General features: G+C 65.5%; 14 protein-coding genes. 12 read left to right on the top strand and 2 right to left on the bottom strand.

The window, feature by feature from the left end:
• Nucleotides 1–49 precede the first annotated feature (49 nt).
• Nucleotides 50–421: a hypothetical protein gene (locus tag POF53_RS00965; RefSeq protein WP_046857393.1), complete on the top strand. Its 372-nt coding sequence runs from the start codon at nucleotides 50–52 to the stop codon at nucleotides 419–421.
• Between the two features lie 54 nt (nucleotides 422–475).
• Here POF53_RS00965 and POF53_RS00960 read toward each other — a convergent pair whose 3' ends face one another.
• Complete coding sequence (locus tag POF53_RS00960) at nucleotides 476–1,171, bottom strand: CatB-related O-acetyltransferase (protein WP_232855068.1); 696 nt, start codon at nucleotides 1,169–1,171, stop codon at nucleotides 476–478.
• A 156-nt stretch (nucleotides 1,172–1,327) separates the two neighbouring features.
• On the opposite strand from POF53_RS00960, the gene POF53_RS00955 reads away from it, so the two are divergent.
• Entirely contained in the window at nucleotides 1,328–1,789 is a 462-nt protein-coding gene (locus POF53_RS00955; RefSeq protein WP_088852407.1) for an Lrp/AsnC family transcriptional regulator, read from the top strand.
• A 16-nt stretch (nucleotides 1,790–1,805) separates the two neighbouring features.
• Here the strand turns inward: POF53_RS00955 and POF53_RS00950 are convergent, their stop codons facing one another.
• Complete coding sequence (locus tag POF53_RS00950; RefSeq protein WP_232855067.1) at nucleotides 1,806–2,096, bottom strand: DUF3077 domain-containing protein; 291 nt, start codon at nucleotides 2,094–2,096, stop codon at nucleotides 1,806–1,808.
• A 551-nt stretch (nucleotides 2,097–2,647) separates the two neighbouring features.
• Here POF53_RS00950 and POF53_RS00945 point away from each other — a divergent pair.
• From POF53_RS00945 to POF53_RS00900, 10 genes are all read left to right on the top strand, one after another.
• On the top strand, nucleotides 2,648–2,962 hold the full coding sequence (locus POF53_RS00945) for a helix-turn-helix domain-containing protein (protein WP_096049206.1): 315 nt from the start codon (nucleotides 2,648–2,650) through the stop codon (nucleotides 2,960–2,962).
• Between the two features lie 160 nt (nucleotides 2,963–3,122).
• Complete coding sequence (locus POF53_RS00940) at nucleotides 3,123–4,805, top strand: flavin monoamine oxidase family protein (RefSeq protein ID WP_498965919.1); 1,683 nt, start codon at nucleotides 3,123–3,125, stop codon at nucleotides 4,803–4,805.
• Nucleotides 4,806–4,821: 16 nt separating this feature from the next.
• Nucleotides 4,822–5,604, top strand: coding sequence for a carbon-nitrogen hydrolase family protein (locus POF53_RS00935; RefSeq protein WP_498965917.1), 783 nt, complete (start codon nucleotides 4,822–4,824; stop codon nucleotides 5,602–5,604).
• A 180-nt stretch (nucleotides 5,605–5,784) separates the two neighbouring features.
• Nucleotides 5,785–8,100 (top strand): pyrroloquinoline quinone biosynthesis protein PqqF, encoded by a 2,316-nt coding sequence (gene pqqF / locus POF53_RS00930; protein WP_498965915.1) that lies wholly within the window; start codon nucleotides 5,785–5,787, stop codon nucleotides 8,098–8,100.
• Between the two features lie 170 nt (nucleotides 8,101–8,270).
• Entirely contained in the window at nucleotides 8,271–8,342 is a 72-nt protein-coding gene (pqqA, locus tag POF53_RS00925) for a pyrroloquinoline quinone precursor peptide PqqA (protein WP_003243383.1), read from the top strand.
• Between the two features lie 91 nt (nucleotides 8,343–8,433).
• The gene (gene pqqB, locus POF53_RS00920) at nucleotides 8,434–9,345 is read left to right on the top strand and encodes a pyrroloquinoline quinone biosynthesis protein PqqB (protein WP_498965913.1); all 912 of its coding nucleotides are present in this window, start codon (nucleotides 8,434–8,436) and stop codon (nucleotides 9,343–9,345) included.
• A gap of 118 nt (nucleotides 9,346–9,463) precedes the next feature.
• The gene (pqqC, locus tag POF53_RS00915; RefSeq protein ID WP_203649870.1) at nucleotides 9,464–10,219 is read left to right on the top strand and encodes a pyrroloquinoline-quinone synthase PqqC; all 756 of its coding nucleotides are present in this window, start codon (nucleotides 9,464–9,466) and stop codon (nucleotides 10,217–10,219) included.
• Nucleotides 10,216–10,491 carry a pyrroloquinoline quinone biosynthesis peptide chaperone PqqD gene (gene pqqD / locus POF53_RS00910; protein ID WP_203649868.1) on the top strand — a complete coding sequence of 92 codons (276 nt, stop codon included), beginning with the start codon at nucleotides 10,216–10,218 and terminating at the stop codon, nucleotides 10,489–10,491. Before pqqC ends, pqqD begins: the two co-directional genes overlap by 4 nt.
• Nucleotides 10,463–11,611 (top strand): pyrroloquinoline quinone biosynthesis protein PqqE, encoded by a 1,149-nt coding sequence (gene pqqE / locus POF53_RS00905; RefSeq protein WP_234561414.1) that lies wholly within the window; start codon nucleotides 10,463–10,465, stop codon nucleotides 11,609–11,611. Before pqqD ends, pqqE begins: the two co-directional genes overlap by 29 nt.
• Entirely contained in the window at nucleotides 11,592–13,418 is a 1,827-nt protein-coding gene (locus POF53_RS00900; RefSeq protein WP_498965909.1) for a S9 family peptidase, read from the top strand. Before pqqE ends, POF53_RS00900 begins: the two co-directional genes overlap by 20 nt.
• The last annotated feature ends 89 nt before the right edge of the window (nucleotides 13,419–13,507 follow it).

Raw genomic sequence — 13,507 nt, 5'->3', positions numbered from 1 at the left:
TCCATCGCTTCGGCACCGGGTCGGAGCCCAGTGATCGAGGGAACGTCACATGAACATCCAAGGAACGCTTGGGGCCCTGCTCGTTGTACCGATGCTGGCCACGCTCGCAGGTTGCGTGGCACCGGGCTCCTACAACCAGGGCCAGCAGCCCAGCCAGATGGCCGGCGGCAACGCCCCGTGCACGCCCAGTGCGACCGACAACCTGATCTCCACCGGCCGCAGCCTGCTCAGCATCGCCAACTCCGTGCTCGAAACCAAGAACAGCATGAATGGCACTTCAGCCACCTATGACCAACGCATGCAGCTTGCGGAGAACGCGCAGAAGGTCAACAAAGGCAACCAGATGCTCGACAACGTCGAGAGCATGACTGCTGGCCTGAAGTCGCCTTGCGCCACGGCGCAGACCAGTGCGTCACGTTGATCAAATCCGATCAGGGCTGCGCAGCAGCCCCGGTCGTGACAGATTCTCGGCAATTCAAGCCGACGTCAGCACCTTGCAGCCACGCCGCGAAATCTCGATCCTCGCGTAACTTGCCTCACCGAGCCCGCTGATCCGATCAAGACAGGCGGCAGGGTCATGCAGCGGCAGCTCCAGCAACTGCCGGGTATCGCGCTCCCACCAGCGCGATGCGAGCAAGCGCTCGATCATCGCTTCCGGGTATCGATAACGCACGACCTTGGCCGGAAAGCCCGCCACCACGGCGTAGGGCGGTACGTCCCGGGTGACCAGGGCGCGGGTGGCAATGATTGCGCCCGTGCCCACCTCGACGCCTTCCATGATCATCGCGCCTTCGCCGATCCACACGTCGTGACCGATACGTGCCGGTGTGCTCGGCGGCTCGTATTGCCACTGGGTGCCGGTGAACTGGAAAGGGTGCGAACTCAGCCAATCGGTGGGGTGAGCGTATTTTTCCTGGCCGATGACCACCGCGCTGCCAATGGAGCAGTAACGCCCGATCGATTCGACCACCTGCAGCGAACCGCCGCTGCGGATATAGGTATGAGCCCCGATCGCGACGTCGAGGGTGGCGGCGCTGACCGCCACATCGCCCATGCGCACTTCGGCTTCGAGCGCCAGCTTCGCCCGCTTGCCGAACTTGGAAATGCCTGTGCTCACCTTGCAACCGTGTTGGCGAATCCATCGCCGCCAGTACCAGTCCTTGAACTTCATGGGTCAATCACTCCTGCCATGGTCCAGGCTGCCCGATGGCAGCGGCCTGCCATCGTACCGTCTTGTCGGCGCAATGCCAGCCCCGGACACCTTTGTACGCCTTGCGCGAAGCGGTCGCGCTTGCATAGGCTAGCAGCTCGACAAAAGAGACCTACCATGCCGGCCACCTCCTCCATCGCCCTTGACGCCATCGATCGCCAGTTGATCGCGCTGCTGCAGATCAATGCCCGCGAAAGCGTCGCCACCCTCGCCCGCCAGCTGGGCATCGCCCGCACCACGGTGAACTCGCGGCTCGAGCGCCTGGAGCGCAACAAGGTGATCACCGGCTATGGCGTGCGCCTGGGCCAGCGCCTGATCGGCGGCGGCCTGCAGGCGTACGTGGGGATCAAGGCGCAGCCGCGCTCGGGCAAGGACATCGTGCGCCACCTCAGCGCCATGGGGCAGGTCCAGCAGTTGTGCGCGGTCAGTGGCGAGTTCGACTACGTGGCCTGGCTGCTCAGCGACTCGCCGGAGCAACTGGACCAGTTGCTCGACCTGATCGGCAGCCTCGACGGGGTGGAGAAGACCACCACGTCGATCATCCTCAGCAGCAAGGTGGACCGCGGCCAGCCGGGCTGACCGCGGCGCCCGGCCCTCAGGCCTCCATCGCGTCGAGCAGCCCTTCCAGCAGCGCGCGCACCGTTTCCGCCGAATGCAGGATCGACCAGATCATCGCCCTCCCCGCCTCGGGGGCATGGTGCTGGGCGTAGTCGTCGGCGATTTCCTGGATGGCCCGGGCCAGCATGCTGGCGTGGACCAGGGCGTCGGCGGCATCGACGCCGGGGCGCACGGTGAAGATGGGGGGATGACTGGACTGGCAGGAGCAGAAGGACTGCTCGGTGGTTGGGTTCAGGGAAAGGGGTGGGTCGGGGACGATCTTTTTCATAGCGCAGTATCCAAGTTGAGCCAGGGATTACTGCCATCTGCATCCTTCTCACGGGAATTGGGTGGCAGCCGTACGCGGGGTGAGAATCCGGCCAACTTGGAAACCGGCCAGGCAAAAGCCTGCCCGCGCAAGGCTGCCATAACGCATGCCTCGGCGCTCAAGTTGGAAGAGGGTTCTCACGCCCGCTCACCGAATAGGCGGTGACCGGCTGAAGTTAACCGCGAAGGGTTCTCCCAAACTGCCAGACCGAGGCTACATGGCTCGTAGGATACTTCCTGTTATTACATGTCTCTGTAGGACCAAGCTGATTCTCTCCAGCGCGACGTAGACTTTGTGGGAGCGGGCTTGCCCCGCGATCACGGGCGGAGCCCGTGCCATAACCCGATAATCACTATGCGGCCCAATTCGCGGGGCAAGCCCGCTCCCACAAGGTATGTATCTCGCCTCAAGACTTGGGAACCCGCCAAATGAAACAACTTGAAAGTAATTTTCTATACGTAGATCACGTACAGAAATGGCAACATGGCGCACCTGAAAAGCAGGAGCCACCAATGCCACGCAACATCTTCACTGAACTCACCGAAGGCTTCGACGCCCTCGCCGATGAGCGCGCCGGCAAACTGACCCTGCGCTCGCACAAGGTGACCTTCGAGGAGCTTGCCCCGCTGGCCCCCAACGAACTGACCGAACTGCGCCAGCGCCTGAACATGTCCCGGGCGGTGTTTGCCGCTTACCTGCGCACCAACGCCCGCACCCTGGAGAGCTGGGAACAGGGCCGCTCAAAGCCCAACGCCCAGGCCGTGGCGCTGATTCGACTGGTGCAGAAGTACCCTGAAACCGTCGAGCATCTGGCATCGCTGAGCTGATTCGTCAGTATTGAATAAATATGAATCATTAAGACGAAATAAAGCACATAACGACGCCACTCTGCACCTTAATAACGAGCACCCCACTTCATAAAATGGCCACCAGGCATTCTCTATACTCAGGCTCCGCCCCCTGCGCAGCCCCTGGCAAGGTCATTACATGAACAAGAAAAACCGCCACCCCGCCGACGGCAAGAAACCCATCACCATCTTCGGCCCCGACTTCCCCTTCGCCTTCGACGACTGGCTGGAGCATCCGGCCGGCCTGGGCAGCATTCCCAAGGAGCGCCATGGCGAAGAGGTGGCGATCGTCGGTGGTGGCATCGCCGGGCTGGTGGCGGCCTACGAGCTGATGAAGCTGGGCCTCAAGCCCGTGGTGTACGAGGCCTCCAAGCTGGGTGGCCGGCTGCGCTCGCAAGCGTTCAACGGTACCGACGGCATCGTCGCCGAACTGGGCGGCATGCGCTTCCCGGTGTCGTCCACGGCGTTCTACCACTACGTCGACAAGCTGGGCCTGGAGACCAAGCCCTTCCCCAACCCGCTGACCCCGGCATCGGGCAGCACGGTCATCGACCTGGAAGGCCAGACCTACTACGCCGAGAAATCCGCCGACCTGCCGCAGCTGTTCCACGAAGTGGCCGAGGCCTGGGCCGACGCCCTGGAGAGCGGCGCGCAGTTCGGTGATATCCAGCAGGCCATCCGCGACCGCGACGTGCCGCGCCTCAAGGACCTGTGGAACAAGCTGGTACCGCTGTGGGACGACCGCACCTTCTATGACTTCGTCGCCACCTCGCGCTCGTTCGCCAAGTTGAGCTTCCAGCACCGCGAAGTGTTCGGCCAGGTCGGTTTCGGCACCGGCGGCTGGGATTCGGACTTCCCCAACTCGATGCTGGAAATCTTCCGCGTGGTGATGACCAACTGCGACGATCACCAGCACCTGGTGGTCGGCGGCGTCGAGCAGGTACCGCAGGGCATCTGGCGCCATGTGCCGGAGCGTTGCGCCCACTGGCCGGCCGGCACCAGCCTCAGCGGCCTGCACGGCGGCGCGCCGCGCACCGGGGTCAAGCGCATCGCCCGCGCCGCCGATGGCCGCCTGGCGGTCACCGACAACTACGGCGACGTGCGCCATTACGCAGCTGTGCTCACCACCTGCCAGAGCTGGCTGCTGACCACCCAGATCGACTGCGAGGAGTCGCTGTTCTCGCAGAAGATGTGGATGGCCCTGGACCGCACCCGCTACATGCAGTCGTCGAAGACCTTCGTCATGGTCGACCGGCCGTTCTGGAAGGACAAGGACCCGGAAACCGGCCGCGACCTGATGAGCATGACCCTCACCGATCGCCTGACCCGCGGCACCTACCTGTTCGACAACGGCGACGACAAGCCGGGGGTGATCTGCCTGTCCTACGCGTGGATGAGCGACGCCCTGAAGATGCTGCCGCACCCGACCGAAAAACGCGTGCAACTGGCCCTCGACGCACTGAAGAAGATCTACCCCAAGACCGATATCGCCGGGCATATCATCGGCGACCCGATCACCATCTCGTGGGAGGCCGACCCGCACTTCCTCGGCGCCTTCAAGGGCGCGCTGCCGGGCCACTACCGCTACAACCAGCGCATGTACGCGCACTTCATGCAGCAGGACATGCCCGCCGAACAGCGCGGCATCTTCATCGCCGGTGACGATGTGTCGTGGACCCCGGCCTGGGTGGAAGGCGCGGTGCAGACTTCGCTCAATGCGGTGTGGGGTATCATGAACCACTTCGGTGGCCAGACCCACCCGGACAACCCCGGCCCGGGCGATGTGTTCCACGAGCTCGGCCCGATCGCCCTGGCCGACTGAGCGGAGGAGTAGCCTCATGCGCATCGCCCTGTTCCAGGGCACGCCCAAGCCGTTGGACGTGCCCGGCAATCTCGAGCGCCTGCAGCACCAGGCCCAGCAGGCGGCCGCCCGTGGCGCGCAGTTGCTGGTATGCCCGGAGATGTTCCTCAGCGGCTACAACATCGGCCTGGACCAGGTGGAACGCCTGGCCGAGGCCGAGGACGGCCCCTCGGCCATGAGCGTCGTCGAGATCGCCCAGGCGCACCGGATCGCCATCGTCTATGGCTACCCGGAACGGGCCGAGGACGGGTCGATCCACAACAGCGTGCAACTGATCGACGCCCATGGCCGCAGCCTGTGCAACTACCGCAAGACCCACCTGTTCGGCGAGCTGGACCGCTCGATGTTCAGCCCCGGCGCCGATCACTTCCCGGTGGTCGAGCTGGACGGCTGGAAGGTCGGGCTGCTGATCTGCTACGACATCGAGTTCCCGGAAAACGCCCGGCGCCTGGCGCTGAACGGTGCCGAGCTGATCCTGGTGCCAACGGCGAACATGGCGCCTTATGACTTCGTCTGCCAGGTGACCGTGCGCTCGCGGGCGCAGGAGAACCAGTGTTATCTGGTGTACGCCAACTACTGCGGCAGCGAGGGCAAGATCCGGTATTGCGGGCAGAGCAGCATCGTCGGGCCGGATGGTGATGTGCTGGTGATGGGCGGGGATGAAGAGGGGCTGTTGCTGGCGGACATGCAACGCGAGCGGGTATTGAAAGGGCGGGAGGCGTTTCCCTACCTGGCGGACTTGCGTCGGGATCTGCATTAACAGCCAGTCCTTTCAGGGTGTTGAGAATTGGCGCTCGGCTTGGAGCTGCCGGGGCTGCTTTGCAGCCCTTTCGCGGCACAAGGCCGCTCCTACAGGGGGGCGCGGTCGCCTGTAGGAGCGGCCTTGTGCCGCGAAAAGGCCAGAACAGACAACCTCGGCATTGCGCGCTAGCATGGCGTCATGTCCGACGCCATTCGCCACCTCACCCTCGCCAACGGCCTGCACCTGACCCTGCGCCACGCGCCACGCCTCAAGCGCGCGGCGGCTGCGCTGCGGGTGCATGCCGGCAGCCACGACGCACCAGCGCGCTGGCCGGGCCTGGCGCACTTTCTCGAACACCTGTTCTTCCTCGGTAATACGCGTTTTCCGCTGGACGACGGCCTGATGCGCTACGTCCAGGGCCTGGGTGGCCAGGTCAACGCCAGCACCCGCGAGCGCACCACCGACTTCTTCTTCGAAGTGCCCCCCGTGGCGCTGGCTGGTGGGCTGGAGCGTCTGTGCCAAATGCTCGCCGAGCCGGACTTCGCCATCGAACGCCAGCGCCGCGAGCGGGAAGTGATCCATGCCGAGTTCATCGCCTGGTCGCGCAACCCCGAGGCACAGCGTCAGTTCGCCCTGTTGCAGTCGGTGTCGGCGCGCCATCCGCTGAGCGGCTTCCATGCTGGCAACCGTCATAGCCTGCCGCTGGAAAGCCAGGCCTTCCAGCAAGGACTGAGGCAGTTCCACCACGACTTCTACCAGGGCGGGCAACTCACCCTGAGCCTGGCCGGCCCGCAGCCGCTGGATGAGCTGGCGCACCTGGGCAGGCAGTTCGGCGGGCTGTTCGCCAAGGGCGAAAGCGTCACCCGGCAACGGCCACCCGCCTTGCTCGACGCGCCGCTGCACCAACCAGACGCCTGGGGCAACCGCCGCGACCTACTGTTCGCCCATGACGGACTGCCGGATGGCGCGGAACAGGCGCTCGAACTGCTGCTGGCCCAGCTCAACGACAGCCAGCCCGGCGGTTGGCTGAACGCCTTGCGCCGGCGCGGCTGGCTGCAGGGCTACAAGGCGCAACAACTCCACGCCCATGCCGGGCAGTTGCTCTGGCATGTCCAGCTGCAGCTGTCGGACCAGGCCTGCCTGGCCGAGACCCGGGAGCTGCTGCACGGCTGGCTGGGTTTTCTGCGGCAACAGGACCACAAGCAACTGAACGATCGCTTCACCCGCCTGCAGCAACGCCATGAACAGGCCGCCAGCGCACTGGAACTGGCCCAGCGCGACAGTGCCGGCCGGCCTTTCGCAGGGCTCGGGACACAAGGCCTGGACGCCTTCGCCGCACTGCTGTGGGACTTGCCTTCCTCGACTGCCGGAGATTGGCAGTTGCCCCCCGATGAAGCGCTGCTGGCAACCGAACTACCCGCGACCAGCACGCCGTTGCCAGCAGGGCTCGATATCGGCGACTGCCTGCCGCCCTCTCGCCAGTTTGCGACCCTCGACCTGCGTTGGCACATTCCTTCGCCGCTGCGTCAGCGCATGCAGGCCGTTCTGCAACACAGCCTGCAACCCCTGCGCGAGCGGGCCGCGCAGGCGGCGCTGCAACTGGGCTTCGAGACCCTTGGCGAGTACTGGCAGTTGCGCCTGGCGGGGCATCCGCTGGCCGTGATCATTGCCACGCAGGAAGCCCTGACCTTGCTGCGCGCGCCGACCCGAAAGCATTGGCACTCGCCAGCGGCAGCCGAAGCGCCGCTGATTCCGATCCGAGCCCTGCTGAAGGCACTGCCGGACGCCTTACTGAAGGGTGAGGGTCAATCGCAGCCAGCCTGCACCCTGGACCAGTCGCGGCTCGACACACTCTGGCAGCAGGCACGCTGGCAGGGATTGGCGCAAGGGTTCACCCCCGCCCAACAGGGCGCCCTGGGCACGGCACTGCAAGACCTCATGGGACAACCGATCGCCGCCTCGCCAGCGCGCCCGATCCTCGGACGCCGTTGGCAGCAGGTCCCGACTTCGGGCAGCGAGCCCGCGCTGTTGCTGTTCTGTCCGCTGCCGGCTGATCTGCAGGCCGCCGGTCGCCTGCTCGCCCACGTGCTGCAAGGCCCGTTCTATCAGCGCCTGCGCGTCGAGCTGCAGCTGGGTTACGCCGTGTTCAGCGCCTTTCGTCAGATCGAAGGCTACGCCGGGCTGCTGTTCGGCGTGCAATCGCCGCACGCCGACCACGCACAGATCCTCGGCCATCTGCTGGACCTGCTGCGCCAGGGCGTCGCACTGGCCCCAGCGGCGCGAGCGCAGCTGGCCGATCAGTTCGACGAGACAGCGATGGCCAACGCCGATGTTACGCAATGGGCCTGGCAGGCACATATCGCGACACACAATGCCGACCTGTCGCGCATGCGAGGGTCTATCCTCAATGTCGAACAAGGCCTTCTGGACGAATTGCTCCAGCAGTTGCTCGATGCCAGCCACGGTTGGTTGTGCCTGGCCAACGCCACCGCCCCGGACGCCGAATGGCTATGAAAAAAGGCGGGATTGTTACCGCAAATGCAATGGCGCTTTTCGAAGAATTAACCTTTCGGTACAAATTTTTCTTGTAAGATAGCGCAATCTCGGCCAATGGAACCTCTCTCTCCGGGGAGTACCCAATAGTGAGCCGACCACCCCAAACCCCATCCGGAAGGAGCAAGCCCATGTGGACCAAACCTGCATACACTGACCTGCGTATCGGCTTCGAAGTGACCATGTACTTCGCCAACCGTTAAGCGTCTGCGCGGTTCGACGCCTCGGCCCGCCGGGGCGTTTGCGTTTTTCCGATACGGCTTTCGGGCTAACCTTTGCGGCTAGAGAGTACCCATGTACATCCAGATCCTCGGTTCCGCCGCCGGTGGCGGGTTCCCCCAGTGGAACTGCAACTGCGCCAACTGCAAGGGCTACCGTGACGGTACCCTGCGTGCCACGGCGCGCACCCAGTCGTCCATCGCCCTGTCCGACGACGGCGAGCACTGGATCCTGTGCAATGCCTCGCCGGACATCCGCGCCCAGCTCCAGGCGTTCGCGCCGATGCAGCCGGCACGCGCCCTGCGCGACACCGGTATCGACGCCATCGTCCTGCTCGACAGCCAGATCGACCACACCACCGGCCTGCTCAGCCTGCGCGAGGGCTGCCCGCACCAGGTGTGGTGCACCGACATGGTCCACCAGGACCTGACCACCGGTTTTCCGCTGTTCAACATGCTCAGCCACTGGAACGGCGGCCTGGTGTGGAACCGCATCGAGCTCGAAGGCAGCTTCGTCATCGACGCCTGCCCGAACCTGCGCCTCACCCCCTTCCCGCTGCGCAGCGCCGCGCCGCCCTACTCCCCGCACCGCTTCGACCCGCACCCGGGCGACAACCTCGGGCTGCTGGTGGAGGACACCCGCACCGGCGGCAAGTTGTTCTACGCGCCGGGCCTGGGCCAGGTCGACGCCAAGTTGCTGGAGATGATGCACGGCGCCGACTGCCTGCTGGTCGACGGCACCCTGTGGGAGGATGATGAGATGCAGCGTCGCGGCGTCGGCACCCGCACCGGCCGCGAGATGGGCCATCTGGCGCAGAACGGTACGGGTGGCATGCTCGAGGTACTGGATGGCTTCCCGCGCCAGCGCAAGGTGCTTATCCACATCAACAACACCAACCCGATCCTCGATGAGGACTCCCCCGAGCGTGCCGAAGTGGTCCGCCGCGGAGTGGAAGTCGCCTTCGATGGCATGAGCATCGAGTTGTAAGGGCAGCCCTTGCACAACGTGGGAGCGGGCTTGACCCGCGATAGCGATGGTGAGTCTGACGCCGCCGTCTCGGGTCAAGCCCGCTCCCACGTACAACGAACCATCACAGGAGCCCTCCATGAGCGATGCAATGCCCCTGTCCCCTGCCGAGTTCGAGCAGGCCCTGCGCGCCAAGGGCGCTTACTACCACATCCATCACCCCTACCATGTGGCGATGTATGAAGGCCGCGCCAGCCGCGAGCAGATCCAGGGCTGGGTGGCCAACCGCTTTTACTACCAGGTCAACATCCCGATGAAGGATGCGGCGATCCTGGCCAACTGCCCGGACCGCGAAGTGCGCCGCGAGTGGATCCAGCGCCTGCTCGACCACGATGGCGCGCCCGGCGAGGACGGCGGCATCGAGGCCTGGTTGCGCCTCGGCCAGGCCGTGGGCCTGGACCCCGACCAGCTGCGCAGCCAGGAACTGGTGCTGCCCGGCGTGCGCTTCGCGGTCGACGCCTACGTCAACTTCGCCCGCCGCGCCAGCTGGCAGGAAGCCGCCAGCAGCTCGCTGACCGAACTGTTCGCCCCGCAGATCCACCAGTCGCGCCTGGACAGCTGGCCGCAGCACTATCCGTGGATCGACCCGGCCGGCTACGAATACTTCCGCACCCGCCTGGGCCAGGCCCGGCGCGATGTGGAGCACGGCCTGGCGATCACCCTGCAGCACTACACCACCCGCGAGGGGCAGGAACGCATGCTGCAAATCCTGCAGTTCAAGCTGGATATCCTGTGGAGCATGCTCGACGCCATGAGCATGGCCTATGAACTGAACCGCCCGCCCTATCACAGCGTCACCCGCGAGCGGGTCTGGCACAAGGGGATCACCCTATGAGTTTCGACCGTCAACAGGTGCCCGCCTGGCGCCCCGGCTACCGTTTCCAGTACGAGCCGGCGCAGAAGGGCCATGTGCTGCTGTACCCCGAGGGGATGATCAAGCTCAACGACAGCGCCGGGCTGATCGGCGGGCTCATCGATGGCCAGCGCAGTGTCGCTTTGATCATCGCCGAACTCGAGCAGCAGTTCCCCGGTGTGCCCGAAGTCGCCGACGACATCGAGCAATTCATGGAGGTGGCCCGTGCCGAACACTGGATCACCCTCGCCTGAGGTACCGGTAGGCCTGCCGCTGTGGCTGCTGGCCGAACTCACCTACCGCTGCCCGCTGCAGTGCCCGTACTGCTCCAACCCGCTGGACTTCGCCGAGCAAGGCAAGGAACTGAGCACCGAGCAGTGGTTCAAGGTGATGGCCGAAGCCCGCGAGATGGGCGCCGCGCAGATCGGCTTTTCCGGCGGCGAGCCGCTGGTGCGCCAGGACCTCGCCGAGCTGATCGGCGAAGCCCGGCGCCTGGGCTACTACACCAACCTGATCACCTCCGGCATCGGCCTGACCGAGCAGAAGATCGCCGCGTTCAAGCAGGCCGGACTGGACCATATCCAGATCAGCTTCCAGGCCAGCGACGAGCAGGTGAACAACCTGCTGGCCGGCTCGAAGAAAGCCTTCGCGCAGAAGCTGGAGATGGCCCGGGCGGTGAAGGCCCATGGCTACCCGATGGTGCTCAATTTCGTCACCCATCGGCACAATATCGACAAGATCGACCGCATCATCGAGCTGTGCCTGGCCCTTGAAGCCGACTTCGTAGAGCTGGCCACCTGCCAGTTCTACGGCTGGGCGCACCTCAACCGCCTGGGCCTGCTGCCGACCCGCGCCCAGCTGGAGAGGGCCGAGCGCATCACCAACGAGTACCGGGACAAGCTCAAGGCCGAAGGCAAGCCGTGCAAGCTGATCTTCGTCACCCCGGACTACTACGAAGAGCGCCCCAAGGCCTGCATGAACGGCTGGGGCAGCCTGTTCCTGACCATCACGCCGGATGGCACCGCGTTGCCCTGCCATGGCGCGCGCCAGCTGCCGGTGCAGTTCCCCAATGTGCGCGACCACGACCTGCGGCATATCTGGTACGACTCGTTCGGTTTCAACCGCTTCCGTGGCTATGACTGGATGCCCGAACCGTGCCGCTCATGCGACGAGAAGGAAAAGGACTTCGGCGGCTGCCGTTGCCAGGCCTTCATGCTCACCGGCGACGCCAGCAAGGCGGACCCGGTGTGCGCCAAGTCGCCGGACCATGGCATCATCCTCAAGGCCCGCGAGGAGGCCGAACACGCAACGCTGGAGATCGAACAAATGACCTTCCGCAACGAGCGCAATTCCCATGTCATCGCCCGTGGCTGAGTTCAGCGCCGCCCAGGCGGTGGCCGCCGGCACCGACTTCGCCGAGCTCAAGGTCGGCGCGCAAGGTGTGTTCTGGAACGAGTTCCGCCCCGCCGATGGCGCCTGCCGGGTCTGGCACTGGCGCGATCAGCAGGCCCGCTGCCTGACCCCGGACGGATTCAGTGTGCGCAGCCGGGTCTATGAGTACGGTGGCGGCAGCTTCTGCCTGGGCGACGACGGGCTGGTATTCGTCAACGAAAAGGACCAACAGGTCTACCTGCAGGCCCTGGATGGCAGCCCACCGCGCCCGCTTACCCACGCCGACGACTGCCGCTATGGCGATGTGCAGTGGCAGGCCGGCCAGGTGCTCGCCGTCGAAGAGCAGCATGGCGAACAGGTCGTGCATCGCCTGGTGAGCCTCTCGCCGGAGCATCGACAAATCCTGGCCGAAGGGGCCGACTTCTACGCCTCGCCCACGCTGAGCCACGATGGGGAACGCCTGGCCTGGATCGAGTGGGACCGCCCGGCCCAACCCTGGACCGTCACCCGCCTGATGTGCCGGGAACGCGAACCGTCTGGCGCCTGGGGCCCGGCACGCTGCATCGCCGGGCAGGACGAATCGCTGCAACAGCCACGCTTCGATGAGCAAGGCCGCTTGTATTGCCTGTCCGACCACGACGGTTTCTGGCAGCCCTGGGGCGAACGCGACGGACACTGGCAACGCCTGCCCGCCGCGCCCGCCGATCATGCCGCCGCCCCCTGGCAACTGGGTGCCAGCACCTGGCTGGCCCTTGGCCCCGCCAGCTATCTGGCCAGCTGGTTCGAGGACGGTTTCGGGCAACTGGGGCTGCGCCGCGCCGATGGCGAAGTGGAGCGTTATGCCAGTGCGTACACGCGTTTCCGTAGCCTGGCGCTGGATGACGGACAGCTCTACGCCGTAGCCGCCTCGCCGATCAGCCCAGCGGCCGTGATCGCCATCGACCGGCGCAGCCACGAAGTCCAGGTGCTGGCAGGTGGCGCCGAGGTGCTGCCCGCCGAGGACATCAGCCTCCCACAGCCGATCCGTTACGCCAGTGGCGAAGGCGAGGCCAACGGATTCTTCTACCCGGCCATGCAAGGCTCGGATGGGCCATCGCCGCTGGTGGTGTTCATTCACGGCGGCCCGACTTCGGCCTGCTACCCGGTGCTCGACCCGCGCATCCAGTACTGGACCCAGCGCGGCTTTGCCGTCGCCGACCTCAACTACCGGGGCAGCAGCGGCTATGGTCGCGCCTACCGCCAGGCACTGCACCTGAACTGGGGAGCGAGTGATGTGGAAGATGCCTGCGCGGCGGTCGCCCATCTTGCCGGCCTGGGCCTGATCGACCCTGACCAGGCCTTCATTCGTGGCGGCAGCGCCGGCGGCTACACCACCCTTTGCGCCCTGGCCTTCCGGGACGTCTTCCGCGGCGGCGCCAGCCTGTACGGTGTCAGCGACCCCGAGGCGCTGGGCCGGGCCACCCACAAGTTCGAAGGCGACTACCTGGACTGGCTGATCGGCGACCCCCGGCGCGATGCCGAGCGTTATCGCCAGCGCACGCCCCTGCTGCACGCCGGGCAGATCAAGGTGCCGGTGATTTTCTTCCAGGGTGAGCTGGACGCGGTGGTGGTGCCGGAGCAGACCCGCAGCATGCTTGAAGCGCTCAAGGCCAAGGGTATCGAGGCCGAGGGGCATTTCTACGCGGGCGAGCGGCATGGCTTTCGCCAGGCGGCGAACCTGGCGCATGCGCTCGAGGAGGAGTGGAAGTTCTATTGCAGGTTGCTAAGCCAGGCAACGCCATCCCTGTAGGAGCGGCCTTGTGCCGCGAAAGGGCCGCGAAGCGGCCCCGGCGATATCTGCTTTACCGCTGAGAACCTGGGGCTGCTTTGCAGCCCTTT

The sequence above is a fragment of the Mitsuaria sp. RG genome (genome assembly GCF_028369275.1).
Taxonomy (GTDB): Bacteria; Pseudomonadota; Gammaproteobacteria; order Pseudomonadales; family Pseudomonadaceae; genus Aquipseudomonas; species Aquipseudomonas peradeniyensis.
This window is presented reverse-complemented; position numbering and strand designations above follow the sequence as displayed.